Here is a 23,377-nt window from a genome sequence, read left to right on the forward strand (position 1 = left end):
TGGAAAGCGCGGTATCGGCGCGGAGGTCTGAAAATTGCGTGACGACAAGGTGATCGCGCCAGCATTGCTTGACTGGTATGACCGCCACGCCCGCGTGCTGCCCTGGCGCGTGCCGCCCGGTGGGCCGCCTGCGGATCCCTATCGCGTCTGGCTGTCCGAGGTGATGCTGCAACAGACGACGGTGGCCGCGGTCAAGGCCTATTTCCAGCGGTTCACCGAATTATGGCCCACGGTCCAGGATCTGGCCGCCGCGCCGGATGCGCAGGTCATGGCCGAATGGGCGGGGCTTGGTTATTACGCCCGCGCCCGGAACCTGCTGGCCTGCGCCCGACAGGTCGCGGCCGAGGGCGGCTTTCCCACCACCCGCACGGGGCTGCGCGCCCTGCCCGGCATCGGGCCCTATACCTCGGCGGCCATCGCGGCGATTGCCCATGACGCGCCGGAAACCGTGGTCGATGGCAATGTCGAACGCGTCGTCGCGCGGCTGTTCGCCGTCAACACCCCGCTACCCCGCGCCAAGCCCGGCCTGACCGCGCTGGCCGAAACCCTGACCCCGCAGGAACGCCCCGGCGATTACGCACAGGCGATGATGGATCTGGGCGCCACCATCTGCACGCCGCGCAACCCGGCCTGCGCCATCTGCCCGCTGGTCGATCCCTGCGACGCCCGCGCCGAAGGCATTGCCGCCGAATTGCCACGCAAGGCGCCGAAGCAGCCAAAACCAACGCGGCAGGGCACGGTCTGGGTCGCCCGCAGCGGCGATGCCATCCTGTTCGAGGAACGCCCGACCAAGGGTCTGCTGGGCGGGACGCTTGCCTTCCCCTCGACCAGTTGGGATGGCCGCGACCTGCCGCCGCCCGGCCCCGCAGACTGGCAAGAGATCGGGCAGGTCCGCCATGTCTTTACCCATTTCACCCTGACGCTGACCGTCCTTCTGGGCGATCTGACCGGCAATCCCCAGCGCGGCCACCTGGTCCGGCTTGACCGGATCGACCGCGATGCGTTGCCGGGCCTGATGCGCAAGGTCTGGGATGTGGCGCAGGCCGAAATCGCAGCGTAACATCCGGGGCATGAACATGAACGCATCCCGCCGCCTGCCCCACGCCGCACCGTTCTGGATCTCGCTGGTGATGCTGCCGCTGGTCGCCATTGCCGCGACATTCGGCGGCTGGTGGTTCCTGCTGCTGCCACTTTATGCGTGGTACGTCACGACCCTGCTGGATGCGGTTCTGGGGCTGAATGGCGACAACCCCGATCCCGACAGCGATACCGCCCAGCTGTTCTGGCACCGGGCGATCACCATCATCTGGTTTCCGTCGCAGGTTCTGGCGATCTTTGGCGGGATCTGGGCCGCGACACAGGGCGGGCATCTGTCGGGCTGGGAACGTATCGGGCTGTTCTTCGGTATCGGCGTGCTGTCGGGGACCATCGGCATCGTCTATGCCCACGAGTTGCTGCACCAGAAAACGCCGATCGAACGCTGGCTGGGCGATCTGCTGTTGGCATCGGTCCTGTATTCGCATTTCCGGACCGAGCATCTGCTGGTTCACCACTCGTGGGTTGCGACGCCCCGCGACGCGGTATCCGCCCGCTATAACGAGGGGTTCTACCGATTTTTCCTGCGGGTGCTGATCGACAGCCCGATCAGCGCGTGGCGGGCCGAAACCGGCCGTCTGACCCGCGCCCGCCGCAGCCCCTGGGACAGGCGCAACCCGTTCTGGCGCTATGGCATGCTGCAAGCGGCGATGATCGCGCTGGCTTTTGCCATCGGCGGATGGGCGGGGGTCTGGCTGTTCGCCTTTCAGGCCTTCATCGCCATCTGGCAGTTGGAGCTGACCAATTACGTCGAACATTACGGCCTGACGCGACAGCATCTGGGCGATGGCCGATATGAACATATCAAACCGCGCCACAGCTGGAACGCCAGCCATACGGCGACGAACTGGCTGCTGATCAATCTGCAACGCCATTCCGATCACCACTACAAGCCCGACCGCCGCTTTCCGTTGTTGCAGACCTATGATCGGGATCAGGCCCCGCAATTGCCGCTGGGATATCCGGCGATGACCTTCGTGGCGATGGTCCCGCCATGGTGGCGCAGGCGGATGAACCCGCGCGTCAGGGCATGGCGGCGGCAGTTCTACCCCGAGGTGCAGGACTGGGGCCCCTACAATACCGGCGATCTGCCGATGCCGCGCAACGCATTGTAACCGGCGGCGCCGAAAAAACCCCGCCATGTTGGACATGGCGGGGCAAGGCGGCCCTGCCCGTCACGGGGCAAGGCTGCGGCGAAACCGTGAAGTCGGGATCAGTTGGGGCGGGAAACCTCGCCCTCCATCTCGGCGCGGATCTGCTGGCGCAGAATGTCGATCGGGATCATCTTTCCCTCGCGCCGGAAATGCCAGTAGGTCCAGCCATTGCAGGAGGGGGCGCCTTCCAGCGCGGCACCGACCTGATGAATGCTACCCTTGACGTCATTGCCGATCAGGCTGCCATCCGCGCGGACCTTGGCCTTGTGCCGGTTGCCGATGGAATACAGTTCTTCGCCGGCGCGCAGCATGCCACGCTCGACCACCTGTCCGAAGGGGACGCGCGGCTCGGCACGCTTGGCCTTGGTGGTGGCCAGCGCCTCGGCATCCAGACGACGGGTGCGGGCCAGTCGCTTTTCCGCGACCTCGCGATAGGCGGCCTCACGCTCGATCCCGATAAAGTCGCGGCCCAGCATCTTGGCGACCGCGCCGGTGGTGCCGGTGCCGAAGAACGGGTCCAGGATCACGTCGCCGGGATTGGTGGTGCCGATGATCACGCGATGCAGCAAGGCTTCGGGTTTCTGGGTCGGATGCGCCTTGTCGCCCTTTGAATCCTTCAACCGCTCGCCGCCATTGCAGATCGGGATCACCCAGTCGCTGCGCATCTGCGTGCCTTCGTTCAGCGATTTCAGCGCCTCGTAGTTGAACGTGTATTTCGAGCTTTCCGACTTGGCCGCCCAGATCAGCGTCTCATGCGCGTTGGTCAGGCGCTTGCCCCGGAAATTCGGCATCGGGTTCGACTTGCGCCAGATCACGTCGTTCATGATCCAGAAGCCCTGGTTCTGAAGCTCGGCCCCGACGCGGAAGATGTTGTGATAGCTGCCGATCACCCAGATCGCGCCATCGGGCTTCAGGATGCGGCGCGCGGCGGCCAGCCAGTCGCGCGAAAAGCTGTCATAGGCGGCGAATCCGGCGAATTGGTCCCATTCGTCATCGACGGCATCGACCTTGGAATTGTCGGGCCGGTGCAGGTCGCCGCGAAGCTGCAGATTGTAGGGCGGATCGGCAAAGATCAGATCCACGCTATCCTCGGGCAGCGCGTTCATGATCTCGATGCAGTCACCAGCCAGAATCTGGTTCAGCGGTAAGGGCCGCGCGGAATCCGCGCGTTTGCTTTTGCTCTTCGTCATCTCTGCCTCGATGGGAACTGCCGGATTTTTCCGGTCTGGTATGCCTCTAAAAATGATTCAGAGGCGAATCGCCGTCAATTTCTTTTTTGAATCAGCCGGTTAGCTTTTGCGGTTTACACAAGATATTGTGGACGGGTGCAAACGAACGCCTATGATGAGGGGTCACCCCCAGATCTAGCAGGGCTTTCTTATGCGCCGGCGTGCCGTAGCCTGCATTCGATTCCCAGCCATAGCCGGGGTGCTGTTGCGCCAAATCCACCATGATGCGATCGCGCAACACCTTGGCCACGATCGAGGCGGCGGAAATCGACAGGCAGCGCGCGTCGCCCTTGACCACGGGCTCGCTGGGGACGGTCAGGTCGCGCGGCACGCGATTGCCGTCGATCAGCGCGTGGCAGGGCACCTGCGCCAGCCCCGAGACCGCCCGGCACATCGCCAGATGCGAGGCGTGATAGATGTTCAGCTGGTCGATCTCGGCCACCTCGACATGGGCGACGGCCCAGTCGCAATTGGTCATGATCCAATCGGCCAGCGCCTCGCGGCGCAGCGCGGTCATCCGCTTTGAATCGTTCAGGCCATCGGGAATGTTGTCCGGGTCAAGAACCACCGCGGCGGCGGTGACCGGCCCCGCCAGCGGGCCACGCCCGACCTCGTCGACGCCGCAGACGCGTCGCGCGCCGCGCGCAAGGGCGGCCTGTTCGAAACTGAAATCGGGCTTGTTCATCCGGTGACCGTTACAGCGGGAATATCGACCTCTTCAAGATTGACTCCACTTCCCTCACGGTCGATGACCAGAAAATCCGCGGGCCGGTCCAACGGCGTCAGCACCCCGTGCCAGACGCCCGCGCGCAGATTCACCCCCATCCCCGAGGGCACGATAAAGGCCAGCGGCGCGCCGGGACGTCCGTCCTGATCGGGGGCGACGATCGACAACCAGGCATCCGGACCCAGCGGCATGAACGCCTGCGACCCCAGCGGATGACGTTCCAGAAGCGTGCAATCATAGGGCAGGCTGACCGGTTGGGACCGGAAGATCGAGATGATCGCCTCGCCCTCGCCACGCTGGACCTGTGCCAGGGCGTGATGGCGTTCGCAGCGCCCCTTGTTGATCATCTTGTCGGGGCTGTCCTTCGGGGTCAGCAATTCGCCAAAGGGCGCAAAGGCGGCGGCGCTGATCGGCCGGGCGGTGATCGTGGTCATCATGTTCTCCTGTCGGGGCAGATTAGCGGGCCTGCGCCAGCCCGTCGAGGATCCGCGCCTTGACCGCCGCGATCAGCCCCCGGTCCGACAGCAACCGCACCTCGGCGCGGGCATTTTCCGACATCCGCATACATTCCAAAGGATTTTCCCTCGCCCATTTCAATTTCTGGGGCAGATCGTCGCAATATCTTTCGACCGGGATATAATGTTTCCACGGCTTGAAACGACCGGAATAGAACACCTCCCAGCCATCTTCTTCCTTCAGCAGAACCGAATTGCTGTTGATGGCCGGAATAAAGTTTGAACCGTGGTCATAGCCCGCCATGCACAGCTGATAGCGAAACCCGTGAAAGAACCCGGCCGGTTGGCGCTCATCGCAATAGGGCGCAAGCAGCGGATCCGCGGCATGGTCGCGAAAGCCCCAGGCCATGACCACCCGCATGTCGTAATCGGGATCCTCCCAGAACCGCCGCACCACCGCCAGACGCGAGGTGCGGCACAGCCCCTGCCATGCCGCCTGCCGGGCGTCGGGATCATCGCCCGCCCTTGCCAGCCTGCGCAGAAAGCTGTGCGAAGCGGGACCGGGGCGGATGCCCTCGCGACGCTCGCTGCCCGAAATCATGCCTCGCCAGACCAGTCGGTCGGCCTTGTCCTCGAACGCGATGCGGTCGCCGCTGCCATTCGGATCAAAACCGGGATAGCCGGGACCGTAGTGACCCGACAGCGGGAACAGGACCATGTTGCGTGCGCCCATGCGACGGTTGTGGCACAGGGTGGGCTGGTCCTGCACCGCCCCCTGCGGCGAGCCGACCCAACGCGAATCCTCCATGTCGATCAGCACGGGATCGCGCCGCCCCAGGCCCAGAATATCGTTGATGACCCCCTCGGCGCGGCGATGCTTGGCCGCCGCATCCGGCGCGGTCAGCGCGATGTCGCGGTCATGCCCCGGCAAGCGCGCGACGCAAAGGGGCCGCGCATGTCCCCTGGCCCCGACCACCGCATCGCCGCCACCCCAGAAGGCCGACAGATGGGACAGGCTGGCCCGGCGATCACCGCGCGGATCAAGCCCCTTCAGGCAGAAATCCGCAACATCCGCGACGAAATCTTCGTTCATCGGCAACGGATCGGCAGGCAGGTTTTCGGCCAGATCGCCGATCCGCTGCCCCAAGGGATCATGCCCGTCGGACCAGAACAGCCGCGGTCGTCTGGGCAGCCGGACAAAGGGGTGCAGCGCCTCGGCCAGGGCGCGGGGGTGCTGGCAGGTCATGTCGATGCGGATCAGGCCGTCCCCATCGCCGAATGTCGACTGCACATGGTCCAGATGGTCCTGAAACCCCTTGACCCACAGATCGGGCAAGGCCTCTTCGTCGACCTGAAGGTGATTGGCATAGGCGCGCAGGGTCAGCCCGTCTGCCGCCGTCAGACGGTGCAGCAACCAGCGCTGCATATTGGGCACGGTCAGCACGAAAACCGCGTTCGGAAACTGCGCTTTCAGGTAATCGACCGCGCGCCACATCTCTAGCGGGGGGCGCCACCACGGGGCCTGCCGCCACAGGCCGGTGAACAGCCTTGCGCGTGACCAGCGCTGCAACGGCGGGCGCCCCGTGGCCATGGACCAGGCGATATCTTCCGCCAGATCGCCCGGCGCGGCGCGGGCCACGCGGTGGCCATTCGCCTGAAACAGCGCCCGCAGGACATGGCCGCCACAGCCGTCGGGACTGATATCGAAGACACGCCGCATCCCTGCGCTAGCCAAGCCGATCCTGCCGCGGAAGCAACACGGTCAGAACCCCCAGGATCGGCAGGGCCGAGCAGATCAGAAACACCGTCGCAATCCCTTTTGCATCGGCCAGAATGCCCAACGCCGCCGCCGAAATTCCACCCATTCCGAAGGAAAAGCCAAAGAACAGCCCCGCGACCATGCCGGTGCGCCCCGGCAGAAGTTCTTGGGCGAAGACGACGATGGCCGGAAAGGCCGAGGCCAGGATCAACCCGATCACGACCGCCAGAACCCCGGTCGCGAACAGGCCGACATGCGGCAGGATCAGGCTGAAGGGCAGAACGCCAAGGATCGAGAACCAGATCACCCGCAAGGGGCCGACCTTGTCACCCAGCACGCCGCCCAGCATCACGCCCCCGGCCATGCCCGCCAGAAACAGGAACAGCATCAATTGCGATCCCTGTGCGGTCAGGCCGAATTTCTCGATGGTGAAAAAGGTGAAATAGCTGTTCATCGAGGCGGTGTAGATATTCTTGGTGAAGGTCAGCACCGCCAGCACCACGATCGAACGGATCACGACCGCACGCGGCAATCGCAGCGTCGTGTCGCGCTGCACCGCCGTGGCACGCCGCCGCCCTTCGGCCCAGTTGCCAACCTGATACAGCATCGCCACACCCAGCGCCGCGGCGACCGCGAACCACGCCACCGCGGGCCGACCCAACGGCACGACGATGAACGCCGCCAGCAGCGGCCCCATCGACTGACCGAAATTCCCGCCAAGCTGGAACAGCGACTGCGCGGTTCCGAACCGCCCGCCCGAGGCCAGCCGCGCCACGCGCGAGCTTTCGGGATGAAACACCGCCGAGCCGATGCCGATCATCATCGCCCCGGCCAGCAGCATCGGATAGCTGTGCGCGAATGCCAGCAGCAACACCCCGCAGAAGGTGGATCCCATGCCGAAGGGCAGGGATCGCGGCTGTGGATGGCGGTCGGTCACCGTGCCGATCACCGGCTGCAACAGCGAGGCGGTCACCTGAAAGGCCAGCGTCATGACCCCGATCTGCGTATAGCTCAGCGAAAATTCCTGCCGCAGCAGCGGATAGATCGCAGCCAGCATCGACTGCATCACATCGTTGACCATGTGGCACAGGCTGATCGCGACCAGCACGGTCCATGCCGTGCCCATGCCGCGTTGCATATTCACATCCGGTTGCGCGCTCATCCCTGCCTCCTGTCGGTTTCAGGAAACTAGCCGCCGGAAAAGGGCTTTCACAATACGCAAACTCCGCAACCCCCGGATTAGCCAAGAAGAAAAATAACACCCATAAGGAAATATATGCGCTTATGAATGCCTTTTTGGACAGGTTCTCAAGCTCGGCTCATTCCGTATGACTCGTTTAGTATTGATTAACAGGTTTAACGAGATGGCAAAGCTTCCTGATTCACTTGCGAGGTCCCTGCACCCTCCCGGCCAGGCCAACAGCACCCGACGCATGAATACCTGGCAATCGGTGCGGGCCGATGTGATGGAACGGATCAGGGCGCGCGAATGGCTTCCGGGTGAATTGATCCCGACCGAGCAAGAGCTTGCCGTCGAACTGGGCTGTGCCCGTGCGACCGTGAACCGCGCCCTGCGCGAACTTGCCGACAGCGGCATCGTCGAGCGCCGCCGCAAGGTCGGCACCCGCGTTGCGGCCACCCCCTCGCGCCGGGCGACGCTGGAAATGCCGCTGATGCGGCACGAAATCGAGGCCACCGGCGCGACCTATGGCTATCGCATGACCAGCTATGAAATCACGATGCCGACCCAGTTGGCGCAACGCGCATTGCAACTGGAACATGGCAAGCAGGCGATCCTGATCAAGACACAGTTCCTTGCCGATGGCCGCCCACATTGCTGCGAGGCCGTCTGGCTGAATGCCGAGGCGCTTCCCGATTTGCAGCGCAAGGACCTGGAGTCGCTGCCCCCGCAGGAATGGCTGGCGCGCAACCTGCCGCTGACCCGTGGCAAGTTCACCATCCTTGCGCAGGGCGCATCGGGTGATTGCGCGACCAATCTGGAGGTCCCCGAGGGCACGCCGGTCCTGACGATCGAACGGCTGAACTGGACCGACGCGACGCCGATTTCCTATGCGCGCCAGTTCTATCGCCCTGAACACAGGCTTGTGTCGGAATAGACGGCCCGGATGGTCTAACGGGCCATCAGGCCGGGCAGCCACAGCGACACCGCCGGAAACAGGATCAGCACCAGCAAAACCAGCAGATCGACCATCAGGAACCGCGCCACACCGGCAAAGATGCGGTCCATGCCGATATTTCGGGTCACGCTGCCGATCACGAAGACATTCAGACCGACCGGCGGCGTGATCAGCGCGATTTCCAGCAGCTTGACCACCAGAACGCCGAACCAGATCAGATCCAGCCCATAGGCCTGTGTCAGGGGCAGCATGATCGGCACGGTCAGGACCAGAATGCCCAAAGGCTCGATCACCATGCCCATCAGCAGATAGACGATCGCGGCGATGGCCAGCACGGTCAGCATCGGCAGCCCGGCCGATCGTGCCGCATCCGCCAGAACCTGCCCCACGCCGGTCAGGTCCAGAAAGCCCATGAAGATCCTGGCCGCCGCGATCAGCGCCAGCACCGACAGGCTTTGGACCGCGCTTTGGCGCAGCACCTGCCACAGATTTTCGACATTCAGCCGCCCCTGCAGAAGACCGATCACCAGCGTGACCAGAACGCACAGGGCGGCGGCCATTCCCGGCGTCGCCCAGCCCGAGGCGATGCCCCCGACGATGATCGCCAGCAGGATGACCGGCGGCCACAGCGCCATCGACGCCTCGCGGCGGCTGGCCCTTGTGTCGCTGGCGGCGGGGGCGACACCGCGATCCTCGGCGACCCACCAGATGACCACACCGACCATCCCAGCCAGCGACAGCAGGCCCGGCAGGATGCCCGCGATGAACAGATGCCCGACGGATGTATCGCTGAGCAGACCGAAAATGATGAACAGAACCGACGGCGGGATCAGCGATCCCAATGTCCCGCCGACCGCCACGGCCGAGGTCGCAAGACGCGCGTCATAGCTCTGCTTCAGCATCTCGGGGACGCAGATCCGCCCCATGGTCGAGGCGCAGGCGACCGAGGACCCCGAAATGGCCGCGAACCCGCCGCAGCCCATGATCGCGGCGATCGCCATGCCGCCGGGTACGCGCTGCAGCCAGACGGCAGCGGCGTCATAGATGCGCGTGCTGATGCCCGCATAGAAGGCCAGATTTCCCAGCAGCAGGAACAGGACGACCATCGCCACCGCATCGACATGCAGCACCTGCTGCAACATCGCCAGCATCGCCTGCCCGCTTTCCCACGGCCCTGCCCCCAGCGCGAATTCCGCCGCCAACACGCCAAGCGCCGCGACCGCGCCCGTGGCCAATGCCACCGGGACCCGCGCCAGAAGCAGGACGATCAGGATCGCAAGGCCAAGCCAGCCGATCAGCATGCGGGCCGCGCAGCACGGGCGGGGACAGGCTGTGACGACCTCACGTCATTGCCTCGTCGGTCGATCCCGATGGCCGTTGACCCATCTGCCCCTCCTTCGCTGCACACCGGGATAGCAGGCCACCCGAAAGGCCACAACGCGCGATTGACCGAAAAGTGACAGGCAGGATATCTGGCGCTTCGCCGTCAGAAAGTGGATTCTGCCGGTGCAACAGACGGAGACTTTCATGACGGCCTTCCCATACCGGATCGCACTGGCGACGCTTCTTGCCACGACGGGGCTGCAGGCGGGCATGGGGCATGCCGAAACGACCTTCAGCGCCGATCAGATCGACGCCGCGACCTATGCCGGCGGTGATCTGCCCTCGGGTCGGTCGGCGATCACGGCAAAGGTTCAGGTGCTTCTGGACCGGTCCGGGATCTCGCCCGGCGTGGTCGACGGCTTCAGCGGCGGCATGAGCCAAAGCGCGATCATGGCCTTCGAACGCCGCGCCGGCCTGCCGATGGATGGCCGCATGGACCCGACCGTCTGGCAATTGCTGCAACCCTATGCGGCGGCCCCGGTAACGATGGCCTATACCATCACGCCCGAGGACGCGCAGGGGCTGGTCGATGCGATCCCGTCCGATTACGCCGAAAAGGCCGCGATGAGTTCGCAGGGCTTTACCAGCATTCTGGAAAAGCTGGGGGAACGGTTTCACATGGACGACAAGTTCATCACCTTCCTCAATCCCGGTGCGACGATCCAGCCCGGCACGACGATCCGCGTGACGACACCGACGAAACCGATCAAGACCAAGGTCAGCCGCATCATAATCGACAAGGCCACGCGCCGCGTCGCCGCCTATGACGCGATGGGCGACATGATCGTGGACTATCCCGCCACGGTCGGATCGAACGATACGCCCTCGCCCTCGGGGACGCACAAGGTCGTCACCACGGCCATCAACCCGAACTATACCTACAATCCCGACAAGAATTTCCGTCAGGGCGAAAACAACAAGCCGCTGGTGATCCCGCCCGGCCCGAACGGTCCCGTCGGCAGCGTCTGGATCGACCTGTCGCAGCCGACCTATGGCATTCACGGAACCCCGACGCCCTCGCGGCTGTTTCACAGTCAGTCGCATGGATGCGTGCGCCTGACCAATTGGGACGCAGAGGAATTGGCACATATGGTCATCCCCGGCACCACCACGGTCGAGTTTCTGGAACCCGGCGTGACCATCGCCGATGTGACGCGCCCCGCGACACCTGCCCTGCCCGAGGTCGCAAGCTCGGCCGCCAGCGTCGCGATTTCGGCGCGTGCGCCGATCGCGCGCCCGGTTCGCGACGCCGCAACGACGACGGCCACCCTGCCCCCAGCCACTTTGCCCCCGTCCAGCACTGCGCCGCTTTCCCTGCCGCAGGCGGCAACGCAGGCGGTCCAGGCCATCATTCCTGCCGCCGCAAGCCAGTCGCCCCTGCCGGGTGGCGGCCAGATCTTCGAGGACACGACGGAAGAAAACGCGCTGCCGCTGCCCGATGCGATGCCCCTGCCTGAAACGCTGCCCGAAGCATTGCCGCAATCCACGGCGGATCCGCTGAGCGATGCATTGTCGGGTGCGTTGCCGGATGCGACGGTCGTGGCACCGTCGCCGCAACCGTGAACGCGGCGCGACGCCTTGCAACATTGGTCGTGGCGATCACCGCCATGACCCCGGCGCAGTCGGACATCCGACCACCCGAACGCCCCGAACCGCCTGCGACCGCACAGGACCCCATCGCCCCCACCACCGAAACGGATCAGGATTTCGCAGCCTGTCGCCTTGCCCTGTCCCTGCTGGGCGCATCCTTTCGTGAACTTGATCCCGTCAGCGACCCGGACGACCCCGAATGCGGAATCGCCCGCCCTTTGCAGATCACCGAGATCCTGCCCGGCCTGCAGCTTGACGGGGCGCCTGTCCTGCGCTGCGACACCGCCCGCAGCCTTGCCCTTTGGGCGCATCACGCATTGCGACCCTCGGCGGCCGCGCTGCCCGGTGCCCCGCGCCTGACCGGGCTGCGCGTGGGTCCGGGTTACAGCTGCCGCGCCCGCGTCGGCACCGGCGCCACGCGGCCCAGGATTTCGCAACATGCCTTGGGCAATGCCGTCGATATCACCGGCTTCACCTTTGATGGCCGCGAACCGATCGCGGTTCAGCCGCGACAGGACAGCGGCAACCTGGACGAGGCGTTTCAACGCAGCGCCCGTGCCACGGCCTGCCTGTTCTTCAGCACGGTTCTTGGTCCCGGCAGCAATGACGCACATGACGACCATCTGCATCTGGACGTGATGCCGCGTACAGGGGGCTGGCGGCTGTGCCAATGAAACTCAGCGGCGCAGTTGCTCAAGATCCAGATAGGTCGGGTCAAAACGCGCCAACCGCACCAGCGCCGCCCAGTCCAGGATCTGCACATCCGACCCGTTCCACCGCAACGCACCGCGGTCGCGCAGATCCCGCACGGCGCGGTTCACATGGATCGGCGAATAGCCTAGGATTTCCGCCAGTTCGCGCTGCAGCAAGGGCATGCAGAACCGGTAATCGGACGCGGCCCCCACGGCGTTCAGCCGCGTGTAGATTTCACAGATCAGATGCGCCAGATGGGCACTTGACCGCAAGGATGCGGCCGCGACCAGCCACTGCCGGTGAATCGCGGCGTCGATCAGGGTCGCCATCCACAACAGGCGGGTCAGATGGGGGAAGTTTTCGGTAATCTCGGTCATTTCGGCATGGTCGATGAATTCGACCTCGGACGGCCCGACCGAGATGACGGAATGCTCCAGCCCGGCCAGCACGAAACCGTGCAGATCGACGAAATCCCCCGGCACATGCAACGCCGTGATCACCCGATCCGTCGGACGCCCCACCAGTTGATGCGCACGCGCGGACATGCCGCGCAGCATCATGCAACTGCGCCTCGCGATCCGATCCTCGGGAACGATGACCTCGCCGGGACCGAACGAAACACGCTGGGTCTGAACCTTCCGCAATCTGTTCAGATCGACGTCAGACAAGGTGTCACGTCGTTGAAGATACCGGATAAAATACTCGCTGATCGCCATCTTGCCCCTCCTTTCCAAGGGCTGCGGGACAGTTGCAAATAGACAAGTCCCGCGCAATGACATGCCGGGTCCGTCTAACATTCATTAAGCCGCTTGCCCTGCGATCAGTTCCGCCTCGTCTGCCCGGCGGCGCGGGCCGGATGCCGCAACGCTGCCTCCAGCGCGGCAAAGCTGTCGGAGATCGCGGCCGATGACGTGGCCACGAATTTTTCCAGTTGCGGGAACAGGCGCACGGCTTCGTCCAGCTGCGGATCGGACCCCGGTGCATACAGCCCGGCACGAATCATCAGCTCGGATTCGGCATAGGCGCCAAGCGCCGCCCGCGCCCGCCCGATCATGGTGTTTTCAGCCGGGCTTGCCGCATCGGGCAGGGATCGCGACACCGATTTGACCACATCCACCGCCGGAAAACGCCCCCGTTCGGCAATGCTGCGCTCCAGAACCACATGACCATCCAGCGTGCCGCGCAGGATGTCGGCGACGGGTTCCTCCATATCCGACCCGGCAACCAGAACGCTGAAGATCGCGGTGATATCGCCGCTGTCATCCAGCCCCGGACCGGCCCGTTCCGACAGAGCCATGATCAGATTCGAAACCGAGGGCGGAAAGCCCCGAAAGCTGGGCGGTTCACCCGCCGCCAGGGCGATTTCACGATGCGCCTCGGCAAAACGGGTGATCGAGTCGGCCAGCAACAGCACATGCTTGCCCTGATCGCGAAAATGCTCGGCCACCGCCATCGCGGCCCAGGCACAGCGACGCCGGATCAGCGGTGAACGATCCGAGGTCGCGGTCACGATGACCGCGCGCTTCATTCCTTCGGGGCCAAGCGTCTTTTCGACGAATTCGCGCAGTTCCCGTCCACGTTCGCCGATCATCGCGATGACGACGACATCGGCCTGCACCCCACGCGCCAGATTGGACAGCAGCGTCGATTTGCCCACACCCGAGCCCGCGAAAAGGCCGATTCGCTGGCCCTGCACCAAGGGCAGCAAGGTGTCGAACACGGCAAGGCCCGTCGGCAGCCTTGCGCCCAGACGCTTGCGACGCACTGCCGGCAATGCTTCGCACCGGAAGGGACGCGGCGCTTTGCCTTGTGGCAGGGGCCTGTCATCCAGCGGCTGGCCCAACGGGTCGATGATGCGCCCGATCCACGCGTCACAGGGCGAGATGGTCGGGGCAAACATCAACTCGACCTCGGCGCCGATCGAAAGCCCTTCGGGGTTTCCCTCGGGCAGCACCTCGGCGAATCGCTGGCTGAGGCCGACAATCTCGCCCGCGACATCGCCCGATGACAGCTTGACCCGGACGCGATCCCCGACCGAGGCCTGCGCCGTCAGCCCCGCAACCGAAATCAGCCCCGCGCGGATCGTACGCACGCGCCCGTAATAGTTGACCGGACTGACCGCCTGTATCCGTCGCGCGACCGATTCAATTTGATCCATTTCGGCTTCCTTTCAATCGCGGGCAAATCCGCGCCTCGAAACGGTTTCTAAACCAAATGGGGTTAAGACCCGGTTTATCGGAACTGAGGAGAAGCCTCATGTTTGAGCGTATTGAACTGATGAATATGGCGCGGGCGATGACCGACTACGCCGCCAAAAGACAGACGGTCGTCGCCCGCAACGTGGCGAATGCCGACACCCCGGGTTACGCCGCGCGCGATCTGGAACCATTTGAAGACAGCTATCGCAACCAGCACGCCCCAGAGCTGCGCCGCACACGCACAGGCCATATCGACGCCACCGTCTGGACCGCGGATGAGCGCCGCGAATTCAGCGTCGATGGCCCGGCATCGCCGAATGGCAACAATGTCTCGCTGGAAGAAGAAATGCTGCGGGCGGCCGAAACCAAGAAGCAGCATGAACTGTCCCTGGGCATCTATCGATCGGCATTGGATCTGATGCGCACCAGTCTTGGTCGCAGCTGAGGGGTGATGGAATGAACGAACATGTCACCCCCCTTCGGCTGGCCGCATCCGGCATGCGCGCCCAAAGCGAGCGCCTGCGCCACACGGCCGAGAATATCGCCAATACCGACACGCCCGGCTATCGCCGCAAGCTTGTCAGCTTTGAAGAGGCGATCCGCTTTGGCCGCCCCACCGGCGAGGTCGAGGCTTCGCGTACCCGGCTGGACCGGTCGGAACTGCCCCAGGTCTATGATCCCTCGCATCCGATGGCGGATGAGCAGGGCTACTACCAGGGCTCGAATGTCGATCTGATCGTCGAGATCGCGGATTCCCGCGAGGCTGGCCGCAGCTACGAGGCCAATCTGCGCGTTTTCGAACAATCCCGCCAGATGGGAAGCTCTCTTCTCGATCTGCTGCGCCGCTAAAAGGATATTGCCATGCTGACCCTGAACGCCGCCAACGCCTATTCCGCAGCCCGCAGCGCGGTCGCGCCCGGACAACCCGATGCCGCCGCCAAGGTCGGCGATGCCGCCGAGGGTTTTGCCCAGGAAATGGCCCGGATCGACAGCGCCGCAACCGGCGCCATGACCGGCCAGGTCGAGACCCACCAACTGGTCCAGACCATCGCCGAAACCCAACTGGCGATGGAAACCGTGGTCGCCATCCGCGACAAGGTCGTCGAGGCCTATCAGGAAATCTTGCGGATGCCGGTCTAAGCCATGTCCGAGACGCTTCTTTTCGACATGATGCGACAGGCGCTGCTGATCGCGGTCCGAATCTCGGCCCCGATGCTGGCGGTGGCGCTGATTGCCGGGGTGGTGATCGGCCTGTTCCAGGCGCTGACCTCGGTTCAGGAAATGACCCTGACCTTCGTGCCCAAGGTAGGCCTGATGCTGATCGTGTTCTGGGTCACCATGAGCTTCATGACCACCGCCCTGTCCGATTTCTATGTCGGGCAGATCATCCCCCTCATTGCAGGAAGCTGACGCCCATGGACAACGCCATCTATGCCGCGCTGACCCGTCAATCCGGGCTGATGAAGGAAATGCGGGTCGTCGCGAACAATATCGCCAATGCAAATACCACCGGCTTTCGTCGCGAAGGGGTGATCTTTGCCGAACATCTGGCACCGGTGGACGGGCGCGGGGACACCCTGTCGATGGCCCATGCCCGCGGGCGGCTGATCGATCTGAACCAGGGTGTCCTGAACCAGACCAATGGCAGTTTCGATCTGGCGATCGAGGGGGACGGCTTCTTCATGGTCCAGACCCCGCAGGGCGATCGCCTGACCCGTGCCGGCGCCTTCATGCCCTCGGGCGAGGGGGAATTGATGAATGCCGACGGCCATCGCCTGCTGGATGAAGGACAGGCCCCGATCCTTGTGCCCGCGGGCGCGACGGGGGTGTCCGTGGCCGGTGACGGTACGGTTTCGGCCAATGGCGTGCCCTTTGCCCGGATCGGCGTCTTTACCGCCGCCGAGGATGCGCAGCTGACCCATGACGGCGGCACGCTGTTTGCCACCGACACCGATCCCGAACCTGTCGAGAACCCGCAGATCCGGCAGGGCTTTCTTGAAGAATCCAATGTCGACGCCGTGTTCGAGATCTCGCGCATGATCGAGGTGCAGCGCGCCTACGAACTGGGCCAATCCTTCCTTGATCGCGAAGATCAGCGCATCCGTGGCGCGATCACCGCGATGACCCGCTGAAAGGCAGATAGATGAGAGCTTTGCAGATCGCCGCCACCGGGATGAGTGCGCAGCAAACCCGTGTCGAGGTCATTTCCAACAACCTCGCCAACATGTCGACCACCGGCTACAACGCCCGCCGCGCCGAGTTCGCGGACCTGCAATACCAGCAGGCGGTGCGACCCGGCTCTGTCGCGGCAGCCGACGGCACGGTCATCCCGGCGGGGGTGCAACTGGGCCTGGGCGTGCGCCCGACCGCCGTGACCGTCAATCTGGCGCAGGGCTCGCTCAGTCAGACGGGCGGTGATCTGGACATCGCCATCGACGGCGACGGCTATCTGGAGGTTGTTCTGCCCTCGGGCCTGTCGGCCTATACCCGCGATGGCGGGCTGAAACGCTCGGCTGACGGGCTGGTCGTGACCTCGGACGGGTATCAGGTCGCGCCCGGCATCACCATCCCCGAGGATGCACGCTCGATCTCGATCAATGCCGGGGGCGAGGTTTATGCCTATTTCAGCGACCGCGTCGAACCCGAGGAACTGGGTCAGCTGACCTTGGCGGGATTTGCCAATGAAAAGGGGCTCGAGGCGATGGGCTCGAACCTGTTTCTGGAAACCGCCGCATCGGGCGCGCCCCTCGTGGTGAATCCCGGCGAAGAGGGCATGGGGATCCTGCGCCAGGGCTATCTGGAAGACAGCTCGGTCGATGCCGTGCGCGAAATCACCGAACTGATCAAGGCGCAGCGCGGTTACGAACTGAACGCCAAGGTCATCACCGCCGCCGATCAGATGATGGGCGCAACGGTCCAGGTGCGCTGATGCGTCGGGCGTTGCTGATCCTGGGCCTGCTGCTGCCCCACGCCACCCATGCCGGCGGACTGGCCGCCGCGCGCACCCTGCCCGCCGGTACGGTGATCGGCGCGGCCGACCTGCGCGCAAGCGATGGCGACCATCGCGGCCTGACCGATCCGTCGCAGGCAATCGGGCTTCAGACCCGCATCACCATCTACGAAGGCCGCCCGATCCAGGCCAGCCTGTTGCAAGCACCGATCCTGGTCAATCGTAACCAGCTGGTCCGGCTTGATTTTCAGAAAGGCACCCTGCGCATCGCCACCAATGGCCGCAGCCTTGACCAGGGTGCCGCGGGCGATCTGGTCCGCGTCATGAACCTTGGTTCGCGATCCACCATCACCGCGCGGGTCAACTCCGACGGCACGCTTAGCGTCGCGCATTAGATTGCAAGGACATCTCATGAAAGCCCCCCAACTTCTTTGCCTTATCCTTGCCGTGACCGCCTGCGAGCGTGCCGATCATCTGGGCCGACCACCCACCCTGACCGACCCACGCGCCAGCGAGGAATTCACCGCGATGATCAACCCGCCATTGGAAATTCCGGTCGATTCCGGCCGACCCGAAGCCGCCGCTTCGCTTTGGGCGGGGGCGCATTCCTCGCTGGTCAGCGACCGCCGGGCAGCCGCGCGGGGTGACATCCTGACGGTCGTCATCGAAATCGATGACCGTGCGGAAATCAGCAACAGCTCCGACCGCTCGCGGGCGGCGGGTGAAAACCTGTCGATCCCGCAGATGGTCGGCATTCCACAACGGCTTGCCGACAAGCTGCCCGCCGGTGCCGGATTCGATGAGCTGGCGGATGCCAAATCTTCCTCCAGCTACAAGGGCGAGGGCAGCATTTCGCGTCGTGACAAGCTGACCCTGCGCGTGGCGGCCACGGTCATCGACTCGCTGCCCAACGGGACTTTGCAGATCGAAGGTACGCAAGAGGTGCGCGTGAACTACGAACTGCGCGAACTGACCGTCAGCGGCTTCGTGCGACCCGCCGATATCGACCGGCAGAACGAGATCGCCTATGACCGCATTGCCGGTGCGCGCATCTCTTATGGCGGGCGTGGCCAGATCACCGATGTCCAGCAGCCGCGCTATGGCCAGCAGGTCGCCGATATCCTGCTGCCCTACTAAGGACGCGGACAGATGAAGAAGATCCTTACACTGGTTCTGCCCCTGATCGCGCTGCTTGGCGGCGCGTTCGCGGGCGACATGCTGCGCAGCGATGCGGCCCCGACAGGCGCGGATCATGCCGACGATGCCGCACATGCCGAAAGCCCGCCCAAGGACAAGCCCGCAGACCACGCCAAGGACGATCATGGCGAAGCTGCAAAGACCGCCGCAGCGGTTTTCAGCTTTCCCGGTCAGTTCTTCGTCCCGCTGGCGCGCAATGGCGACATGGGCGCGATGATGATCCTGACGCTGTCGCTGGAAACGACGGAAGATCAGCTGCAGATGCTGCAAACGCGCGAACACAGATTGCGCGATGCGCTGCTGCGCCAATTGCTGATCGCCGCAAATACCGGGGCCTTCGATGGCAATTACACGACCGAGGCACGACTGCTGCCCTTGCGGGAAAGCCTGCTGACCGCAGCCGCCCCGATCGGGGATGACAAGATCAGCGCCGTCCTGATCGAGGCAATTGCACGTCAGGGCGGTTAGCGCCTTGGCGGTTGCGTGGTCCGGTCGAAGCAGGCAGAACGTGCCGCGCAATAACCGGATCTGCCCCACGCCATGCCCTCATCCACGGTCGTCATCCTTCTTGCCAGCTATAATGGTGCGGCGTTCCTGCCCGCGCAGTTGGACAGCATCGCGGCGCAAAGCCATCGCGATTGGCGCCTGATCGTATCGGACGACGGTTCAAGCGATGCGACACGGCAGATCGTGGGGGACTTCGCCGCGCGCTATGCCGCCGGTCAGGTGACAGTGATCGACGGGCCACGTCAGGGCGCGACGCGAAATTTCCTGCATCTGGTCGAACAGGCCCCGCGGGGACCGGCGCTGGCCTTCTGCGATCAGGACGATGTCTGGTATCCTGAAAAGCTGGCGCGCGCGATGGCTGCAATCGCCCCGCATGATGGCCCCGCGCATTATGCCGCCCGTACCATCATCTGCGCCGAGGACCTGACCGAATTGACGCCGTCGCGCCGCTTTTCCCGTCCCTTCGGATTTCGGAACGCCCTGATTCAGGCCTGCATGGCGGGAAACACCGCGGTGTTCAATCCGGCCGCCGCGGCGATCCTGCAGCAGGGCGTGGGCGCGGCGATCGCGGCGGGGATCGAATCGCATGACTGGTGGGCCTATCAGCTGATTTCGGGCGCGGGTGGCCTGCCGATTCACGACCCCGAACCGGTGCTGTCCTACCGTCAGCACGGCCGCAGCGAGATGGGCCGCAACGACACCCCGCGCGCCATGGCCAAACGTCTGGGCCAGTTGTTTCAGGGCGATTACGGCAGTTGGTTGCAGGCCAATCACCGGGCGCTGGACCAGTCCCGTCACTTGTTGACCGCCGGGAACCGCGACCTTCTGGACCGGATGCAGGACGCCCTGCACAAACCCGGTCCCCTGGCCGCCGCGATGTTGGGACGACTTGGTCTGTATCGCCATACGCCGGCCGGCACGGCGGCCTTCTATGCCGCCGCACTTGCCGGGCGCCTGCGGCCCTAGTTCAGCAGTCGCAGCAAGTAGTCGCCATAGGCGTTCTTTGAAAACTTGGCGGCGCGTGCCCGCAGGTCATCGGCGCTGATCCAGCCCGCATCATAGGCGATTTCCTCGGGGCAGCCGGTCTGCAAACCCTGACGGTTTTCCAACGTCCGCACAAAGTTTCCGGCGTCCAGCAGGCTGGCATGCGTGCCCGTATCCAGCCAGGCAAAGCCGCGCCCCATGCGTTCGACCGTCAGGCTGCCATCGGCCAGGTAGCTTTCCAGAAGGCTTGTGATCTCCAGCTCTCCGCGGTCGGAAGGCTTGACCTGGGCGGCCCGCTGCGGCGCGGTTCCGTCAAGGAAATACAGCCCGGTCACGGCATAATCCGACGGCGGCACCTTGGGCTTTTCGACGATCTGAACCGCCGTGCCATCCGCATCGAAGCCGACGACGCCATATCGCTCGGGGTCGGACACACGATAGCCAAAGACCGTGCCACCTGTCTGCCGCTGATCCGCCGCCTGCAGAAGAACCGGAAGGCCATGCCCGAAAAAGATGTTGTCGCCCAGAACCATGGCCGAGGGCGCACCGTCCAGAAAATCCTCGGCCAGAAGATAGGCCTGTGCCAGCCCGTCGGGCGAGGGCTGCACGATCCATTCGAACCGCAGGCCCCATTGGCCGCCATCGCCCAGCAGCCGCTTGAACTGTTCCTGATCCTCGGGGGTGGTGATGATCGCGATCTCGCGGATCCCGGCCAGCATCAGCACCGTGATCGGGTAATAGATCATTGGCTTGTCATACAGCGGCAGCAACTGTTTCGAAACGCCCATCGTGATCGGATAAAGCCGCGTCCCCGAGCCTCCGGCCAGAATGATCCCCTTGCGCTGTGTCATGCCCCTACCCCTGCATCCCTGATGACCTTGGCCAAGCCCTTGCGCCAATCGGGGCGCGAAATTCCGAAGTCGTCCTTGATCCGACTGCAATCCAGCCGTGAATTCGCCGGACGCCGCGCGGGCGTCGGATAGCCCGAGGACGGAATATCCACGACCTCGGGCGACAGACCGGCCTGCGCAAAGATCCGGCGCGCGAAATCTGCCCAGGACAGATCGGGCGCGCCGGAAAAATGATAGATGCCCCCCGGACGGTCGGGCTGGGCCAGCATGGTCCGGGCGATGACCAGAAGCGCCTGCGCGATATCCACAGCCGGGGTCGGGCCGCCGATCTGGTCGGCCACGATGGTCAGCCGGTCACGCTCGGCCCCCAGTCGCAGCATCGTCTTGACGAAATTCGCCCCGAATGCCGAAAATACCCACGAGGTCCGCAGGATCACATGACGCGCCCCCGACGCCGCGATTGCCGCCTCGCCCGCCAGCTTGGTGGCGCCATAGACGCCAAGGGGGCCGGTCGGGCAGGTTTCGTCACGCGGCTGATCGCCACTGCCATCGAACACGTAATCGGTCGAGACATGCAGCAGCGGGATCCCGAGTTCGGCACAGGCATGGGCCATGGCGGCGGGCGCATCCGCATTGACCAGCCGTGCGATGTCGGGCTGTTCCTCGGCGCGATCGACGGCGGTATAGGCGGCAGCGTTGATCACGATCTGCGGGCGATGGTCGCGGATCGCCTTGGCACAGCTTTCGGGATCGCTCAGATCGGCCTGCGACCGCCCCAGAAACACGGCATCGGGGGCCAGCAGGCGCAGTTCGCGGGCCAGCTGCCCGGTTTCACCGAAAACCAGCATCAGCCTGTCCCCAACCGCTTGCCCACACCGTCGCGGTTCAGCAACGGCTGCCACCAATCGCGATTGCCCAGATACCATTCCACGGTCCGGCGCAGCCCTTCCTCGACGGTCAGCGAAGGGCGCCAACCCAGTTCGTCGCGGATGCGCGTCGGGTCGATGGCATAGCGGCGATCATGGCCCGGACGGTCGGGCACGAAGCTGATCAGCCGGTCATGCGGCGCGCCCTGCGGCGACAATTGATCCATATGGGCGCAGATGGTGCGCACCAGGTCGATATTCGTCGCCTCGTTCTCGCCCCCGATATTATAGCTGCGCCCGACCTGCCCCTGCTGCAGCACCAGCAGCAGCGCATCGGCGTGATCCTCGACATACAGCCAATCGCGGATATTGCCGCCATCGCCGTAAACCGGGATCTGTTCACCGGCCAGCGCCTTAAGGATGACGACCGGCACCAGCTTTTCGGGGAAGTGATAGGGTCCGTAATTGTTGGAGCAATTGGTCAGGACGACCGGCAGGCCATAGGTTTCGTGCCAGGCCCGGACCAGATGGTCCGAACCCGCCTTGCTGGCGGAATAGGGGCTGCGCGGGTCATAGGGCGTGGTTTCGGTGAACTGCCCGGTCTCACCCAGACTGCCGAAGACCTCATCGGTCGAGATGTGGTGGAAGCGAAACCCTTCGGGGCGGCCCTTGGCGATCCAGTGGCTGCGGGCAGCCTCCAACAGGTTGAACGTGCCGATGACATTGGTTTCGACAAAGGCCGCGGGGCCGTCGATGGACCGGTCGACATGGCTTTCGGCGGCCAGATGCATCACTGCATCGGGGCTGTGTTCGGCAAAGACACGGTCCAGCGCCGCGCGGTCGCGAATATCGACCTGCTCGAAGGCATAATCGGGGCTGTCGGCGACCGCGGCGACATTCGCCAGATTGGCCGCATAGGTCAGCGCGTCCAGATTGACGACCTGATGGCCACGCGAAATCGCCAGCCTGACAACGGCAGAGCCGATGAACCCGGCGCCGCCGGTCACAAGAATTTTCATGCCGCACCCTTCGCGGTAAATGGTGAAACCCAATCGTCGAAGGCGGGGGCGGCAAGGTCCTTGTCGGACAGCAGCGGATCGCTGACGCCCCAGTCGATGCCCAGGCTGTCCCAGCGCACGGCACCGTCGCTGGCGGCATCGTAATGCGCGGTGCATTTATAGACGATCTCGGTATCGGGTTCGCGGGTCACGAAACCATGCAGGAACCCGGCAGGGATCCACAGCTGTCGCCCGTTTTCAAAGCTCAGCTCGGTGCCGTACCACTGGCCATAGGTCGCGCTGCCCTGCCGCGCATCGACCGCCACGTCCCACAACGCCCCGCGACCGCAGCGCACCAGTTTGCCCTGTGCATGGGGCGGCGACTGATAATGCAGCCCACGCAGCGTGCCGACCTTGCCGGACATGGAATGATTGTCCTGCACGAAGTCCGGCAGGTGGACACCCGCCTGTTCCAGCTTTGCCCGGTTCCAGCTTTCGGAAAAGAAGCCACGCGAATCGCCATGTCGGGCGGGCGTGATCACAAGCACTTCTGGAAGTGATGTGGTCTCGATCTGCATAAGAGGTCACCCAAAACAATCTACC

27 protein-coding genes are annotated in these 23,377 nt (G+C 64.4%); 15 read left to right on the forward strand and 12 right to left on the reverse strand.

All coding sequences use genetic code 11. The features are described 5' to 3' along the window. The first annotated feature begins 34 nt into the window (after positions 1-34). Both BMX67_RS03105 and BMX67_RS03110 read left to right on the forward strand, forming a co-directional pair. The gene (locus tag BMX67_RS03105; protein WP_245739130.1) at positions 35-1,060 is read left to right on the forward strand and encodes an A/G-specific adenine glycosylase; all 1,026 of its coding nucleotides are present in this window, start codon (positions 35-37) and stop codon (positions 1,058-1,060) included. Between the two features lie 16 nt (positions 1,061-1,076). Next, positions 1,077-2,210 (forward strand): alkane 1-monooxygenase, encoded by a 1,134-nt coding sequence (locus BMX67_RS03110; protein WP_245739132.1) that lies wholly within the window; start codon positions 1,077-1,079, stop codon positions 2,208-2,210. Between the two features lie 98 nt (positions 2,211-2,308). On the opposite strand, the gene BMX67_RS03115 is transcribed toward BMX67_RS03110, so the two are convergent. The 5 genes from BMX67_RS03115 to BMX67_RS03135 all read right to left on the reverse strand — a co-directional run bounded on the left by BMX67_RS03115 (position 2,309) and on the right by BMX67_RS03135 (position 7,581). Beyond that, on the reverse strand, positions 2,309-3,439 hold the full coding sequence (locus tag BMX67_RS03115; RefSeq protein WP_090732442.1) for a site-specific DNA-methyltransferase: 1,131 nt from the start codon (positions 3,437-3,439) through the stop codon (positions 2,309-2,311). Between the two features lie 91 nt (positions 3,440-3,530). Then, positions 3,531-4,163 carry a ribonuclease HII gene (locus BMX67_RS03120; RefSeq protein ID WP_090732444.1) on the reverse strand — a complete coding sequence of 211 codons (633 nt, stop codon included), beginning with the start codon at positions 4,161-4,163 and terminating at the stop codon, positions 3,531-3,533. Beyond that, on the reverse strand, positions 4,160-4,639 hold the full coding sequence (locus BMX67_RS03125; RefSeq protein WP_090732861.1) for an ureidoglycolate lyase: 480 nt from the start codon (positions 4,637-4,639) through the stop codon (positions 4,160-4,162). The genes BMX67_RS03120 and BMX67_RS03125 overlap by 4 nt, the downstream gene beginning before the upstream one ends. A 22-nt stretch (positions 4,640-4,661) precedes the next feature. Continuing rightward, positions 4,662-6,380, reverse strand: coding sequence for a glycosyl transferase family 90 (locus BMX67_RS03130; RefSeq protein WP_090732445.1), 1,719 nt, complete (start codon positions 6,378-6,380; stop codon positions 4,662-4,664). 7 nt (positions 6,381-6,387) lie between these two features. Then, entirely contained in the window at positions 6,388-7,581 is a 1,194-nt protein-coding gene (locus BMX67_RS03135; protein WP_245739134.1) for an MFS transporter, read from the reverse strand. Positions 7,582-7,852: 271 nt separating this feature from the next. Here BMX67_RS03135 and BMX67_RS03140 point away from each other — a divergent pair, with 271 nt between their 5' ends. Further along, on the forward strand, positions 7,853-8,536 hold the full coding sequence (locus tag BMX67_RS03140) for a histidine utilization transcriptional repressor HutC (RefSeq protein ID WP_175479795.1): 684 nt from the start codon (positions 7,853-7,855) through the stop codon (positions 8,534-8,536). Between the two features lie 14 nt (positions 8,537-8,550). Here the strand turns inward: BMX67_RS03140 and BMX67_RS03145 are convergent, their stop codons facing one another. Then, positions 8,551-9,858 (reverse strand): TRAP transporter large permease, encoded by a 1,308-nt coding sequence (locus tag BMX67_RS03145; protein WP_090732448.1) that lies wholly within the window; start codon positions 9,856-9,858, stop codon positions 8,551-8,553. A gap of 226 nt (positions 9,859-10,084) precedes the next feature. Between BMX67_RS03145 and BMX67_RS03150 the strand changes: the two genes are divergently transcribed. Beyond that, positions 10,085-11,503, forward strand: a complete 1,419-nt coding sequence (locus BMX67_RS03150) for a L,D-transpeptidase family protein (protein WP_090732450.1) — start codon at positions 10,085-10,087, stop codon at positions 11,501-11,503. A gap of 29 nt (positions 11,504-11,532) precedes the next feature. After that, on the forward strand, positions 11,533-12,204 hold the full coding sequence (locus BMX67_RS03155; protein WP_139206440.1) for an extensin-like domain-containing protein: 672 nt from the start codon (positions 11,533-11,535) through the stop codon (positions 12,202-12,204). A gap of 3 nt (positions 12,205-12,207) precedes the next feature. Here the strand turns inward: BMX67_RS03155 and BMX67_RS03160 are convergent, their stop codons facing one another. Both BMX67_RS03160 and BMX67_RS03165 read right to left on the reverse strand, forming a co-directional pair. Beyond that, entirely contained in the window at positions 12,208-12,939 is a 732-nt protein-coding gene (locus tag BMX67_RS03160; protein WP_090732453.1) for a Crp/Fnr family transcriptional regulator, read from the reverse strand. Positions 12,940-13,043: 104 nt separating this feature from the next. Then, positions 13,044-14,381 carry a FliI/YscN family ATPase gene (locus BMX67_RS03165; RefSeq protein WP_090732454.1) on the reverse strand — a complete coding sequence of 446 codons (1,338 nt, stop codon included), beginning with the start codon at positions 14,379-14,381 and terminating at the stop codon, positions 13,044-13,046. A 98-nt stretch (positions 14,382-14,479) separates the two neighbouring features. Here BMX67_RS03165 and BMX67_RS03170 point away from each other — a divergent pair, with 98 nt between their 5' ends. From BMX67_RS03170 to BMX67_RS03215, 10 genes are all read left to right on the forward strand, one after another. Next, complete coding sequence (locus BMX67_RS03170; protein WP_090732455.1) at positions 14,480-14,866, forward strand: FlgB family protein; 387 nt, start codon at positions 14,480-14,482, stop codon at positions 14,864-14,866. A gap of 11 nt (positions 14,867-14,877) precedes the next feature. Then, the gene (gene flgC / locus BMX67_RS03175) at positions 14,878-15,270 is read left to right on the forward strand and encodes a flagellar basal body rod protein FlgC (protein ID WP_090732457.1); all 393 of its coding nucleotides are present in this window, start codon (positions 14,878-14,880) and stop codon (positions 15,268-15,270) included. 12 nt (positions 15,271-15,282) lie between these two features. Next, positions 15,283-15,561, forward strand: a complete 279-nt coding sequence (gene fliE / locus BMX67_RS03180; protein ID WP_090732458.1) for a flagellar hook-basal body complex protein FliE — start codon at positions 15,283-15,285, stop codon at positions 15,559-15,561. A 3-nt stretch (positions 15,562-15,564) separates the two neighbouring features. Continuing rightward, the gene (locus tag BMX67_RS03185) at positions 15,565-15,831 is read left to right on the forward strand and encodes a flagellar biosynthetic protein FliQ (RefSeq protein WP_090732460.1); all 267 of its coding nucleotides are present in this window, start codon (positions 15,565-15,567) and stop codon (positions 15,829-15,831) included. A gap of 5 nt (positions 15,832-15,836) precedes the next feature. Then, entirely contained in the window at positions 15,837-16,553 is a 717-nt protein-coding gene (locus tag BMX67_RS03190) for a flagellar hook-basal body complex protein (protein WP_090732462.1), read from the forward strand. 11 nt (positions 16,554-16,564) lie between these two features. Then, the gene (gene flgG, locus BMX67_RS03195; RefSeq protein ID WP_090732463.1) at positions 16,565-17,350 is read left to right on the forward strand and encodes a flagellar basal-body rod protein FlgG; all 786 of its coding nucleotides are present in this window, start codon (positions 16,565-16,567) and stop codon (positions 17,348-17,350) included. Further along, positions 17,350-17,766 (forward strand): flagellar basal body P-ring formation chaperone FlgA, encoded by a 417-nt coding sequence (flgA, locus tag BMX67_RS03200; RefSeq protein WP_090732465.1) that lies wholly within the window; start codon positions 17,350-17,352, stop codon positions 17,764-17,766. The genes flgG and flgA overlap by 1 nt, the downstream gene beginning before the upstream one ends. 16 nt (positions 17,767-17,782) lie before the next feature. Then, on the forward strand, positions 17,783-18,508 hold the full coding sequence (flgH, locus tag BMX67_RS03205) for a flagellar basal body L-ring protein FlgH (RefSeq protein WP_090732466.1): 726 nt from the start codon (positions 17,783-17,785) through the stop codon (positions 18,506-18,508). Between the two features lie 12 nt (positions 18,509-18,520). Beyond that, the gene (locus BMX67_RS03210; RefSeq protein WP_090732468.1) at positions 18,521-19,036 is read left to right on the forward strand and encodes a hypothetical protein; all 516 of its coding nucleotides are present in this window, start codon (positions 18,521-18,523) and stop codon (positions 19,034-19,036) included. Positions 19,037-19,108: 72 nt separating this feature from the next. Continuing rightward, a complete protein-coding gene (locus BMX67_RS03215) occupies positions 19,109-20,041 on the forward strand; it encodes a glycosyltransferase family 2 protein (RefSeq protein WP_090732469.1) in 933 nt (310 codons plus the stop codon). Here BMX67_RS03215 and rfbA read toward each other — a convergent pair. Genes rfbA through rfbC form a run of 4 tightly spaced genes read right to left on the reverse strand, consistent with a single transcriptional unit; the run spans position 20,038 to position 23,352 of the window. Then, a complete protein-coding gene (rfbA, locus tag BMX67_RS03220; RefSeq protein ID WP_090732470.1) occupies positions 20,038-20,910 on the reverse strand; it encodes a glucose-1-phosphate thymidylyltransferase RfbA in 873 nt (290 codons plus the stop codon). The genes BMX67_RS03215 and rfbA overlap by 4 nt on opposite strands. After that, complete coding sequence (rfbD, locus tag BMX67_RS03225; RefSeq protein WP_090732866.1) at positions 20,907-21,761, reverse strand: dTDP-4-dehydrorhamnose reductase; 855 nt, start codon at positions 21,759-21,761, stop codon at positions 20,907-20,909. The genes rfbA and rfbD overlap by 4 nt, the downstream gene beginning before the upstream one ends. Further along, positions 21,758-22,795, reverse strand: coding sequence for a dTDP-glucose 4,6-dehydratase (gene rfbB, locus BMX67_RS03230; RefSeq protein WP_090732471.1), 1,038 nt, complete (start codon positions 22,793-22,795; stop codon positions 21,758-21,760). The genes rfbD and rfbB overlap by 4 nt, the downstream gene beginning before the upstream one ends. Further along, positions 22,792-23,352, reverse strand: coding sequence for a dTDP-4-dehydrorhamnose 3,5-epimerase (rfbC, locus tag BMX67_RS03235; RefSeq protein ID WP_090732472.1), 561 nt, complete (start codon positions 23,350-23,352; stop codon positions 22,792-22,794). Before rfbC ends, rfbB begins: the two co-directional genes overlap by 4 nt. Positions 23,353-23,377: the final 25 nt, after the last annotated feature.

Source organism: Paracoccus homiensis (genome assembly GCF_900111675.1).
GTDB lineage: Bacteria > Pseudomonadota > Alphaproteobacteria > Rhodobacterales > Rhodobacteraceae > Paracoccus > Paracoccus homiensis.

Bases quoted from the DNA above. Each gene is read 5' to 3' on its own strand.
- BMX67_RS03110 (WP_245739132.1), top strand. From the start codon at position 1,077: ATGAACGCATCCCGCCGCCTGCCCCACGCCGCACCGTTCTGGATCTCG.
- BMX67_RS03115 (WP_090732442.1), bottom strand. From the start codon at position 3,439: ATGACGAAGAGCAAAAGCAAACGCGCGGATTCCGCGCGGCCCTTACCG.
- BMX67_RS03120 (WP_090732444.1), bottom strand. From the start codon at position 4,163: ATGAACAAGCCCGATTTCAGTTTCGAACAGGCCGCCCTTGCGCGCGGC.
- BMX67_RS03125 (WP_090732861.1), bottom strand. From the start codon at position 4,639: ATGACCACGATCACCGCCCGGCCGATCAGCGCCGCCGCCTTTGCGCCC.
- BMX67_RS03130 (WP_090732445.1), bottom strand. From the start codon at position 6,380: ATGCGGCGTGTCTTCGATATCAGTCCCGACGGCTGTGGCGGCCATGTC.
- BMX67_RS03135 (WP_245739134.1), bottom strand. From the start codon at position 7,581: ATGAGCGCGCAACCGGATGTGAATATGCAACGCGGCATGGGCACGGCA.
- BMX67_RS03140 (WP_175479795.1), top strand. From the start codon at position 7,853: ATGAATACCTGGCAATCGGTGCGGGCCGATGTGATGGAACGGATCAGG.
- BMX67_RS03145 (WP_090732448.1), bottom strand. From the start codon at position 9,858: ATGCTGATCGGCTGGCTTGGCCTTGCGATCCTGATCGTCCTGCTTCTG.
- BMX67_RS03150 (WP_090732450.1), top strand. From the start codon at position 10,085: ATGACGGCCTTCCCATACCGGATCGCACTGGCGACGCTTCTTGCCACG.
- BMX67_RS03160 (WP_090732453.1), bottom strand. From the start codon at position 12,939: ATGGCGATCAGCGAGTATTTTATCCGGTATCTTCAACGACGTGACACC.
- BMX67_RS03165 (WP_090732454.1), bottom strand. From the start codon at position 14,381: ATGGATCAAATTGAATCGGTCGCGCGACGGATACAGGCGGTCAGTCCG.
- BMX67_RS03170 (WP_090732455.1), top strand. From the start codon at position 14,480: ATGTTTGAGCGTATTGAACTGATGAATATGGCGCGGGCGATGACCGAC.
- flgC (WP_090732457.1), top strand. From the start codon at position 14,878: ATGAACGAACATGTCACCCCCCTTCGGCTGGCCGCATCCGGCATGCGC.
- fliE (WP_090732458.1), top strand. From the start codon at position 15,283: ATGCTGACCCTGAACGCCGCCAACGCCTATTCCGCAGCCCGCAGCGCG.
- BMX67_RS03185 (WP_090732460.1), top strand. From the start codon at position 15,565: ATGTCCGAGACGCTTCTTTTCGACATGATGCGACAGGCGCTGCTGATC.
- BMX67_RS03190 (WP_090732462.1), top strand. From the start codon at position 15,837: ATGGACAACGCCATCTATGCCGCGCTGACCCGTCAATCCGGGCTGATG.
- flgG (WP_090732463.1), top strand. From the start codon at position 16,565: ATGAGAGCTTTGCAGATCGCCGCCACCGGGATGAGTGCGCAGCAAACC.
- flgA (WP_090732465.1), top strand. From the start codon at position 17,350: ATGCGTCGGGCGTTGCTGATCCTGGGCCTGCTGCTGCCCCACGCCACC.
- flgH (WP_090732466.1), top strand. From the start codon at position 17,783: ATGAAAGCCCCCCAACTTCTTTGCCTTATCCTTGCCGTGACCGCCTGC.
- BMX67_RS03210 (WP_090732468.1), top strand. From the start codon at position 18,521: ATGAAGAAGATCCTTACACTGGTTCTGCCCCTGATCGCGCTGCTTGGC.
- BMX67_RS03215 (WP_090732469.1), top strand. From the start codon at position 19,109: ATGCCCTCATCCACGGTCGTCATCCTTCTTGCCAGCTATAATGGTGCG.
- rfbA (WP_090732470.1), bottom strand. From the start codon at position 20,910: ATGACACAGCGCAAGGGGATCATTCTGGCCGGAGGCTCGGGGACGCGG.
- rfbB (WP_090732471.1), bottom strand. From the start codon at position 22,795: ATGAAAATTCTTGTGACCGGCGGCGCCGGGTTCATCGGCTCTGCCGTT.
- rfbC (WP_090732472.1), bottom strand. From the start codon at position 23,352: ATGCAGATCGAGACCACATCACTTCCAGAAGTGCTTGTGATCACGCCC.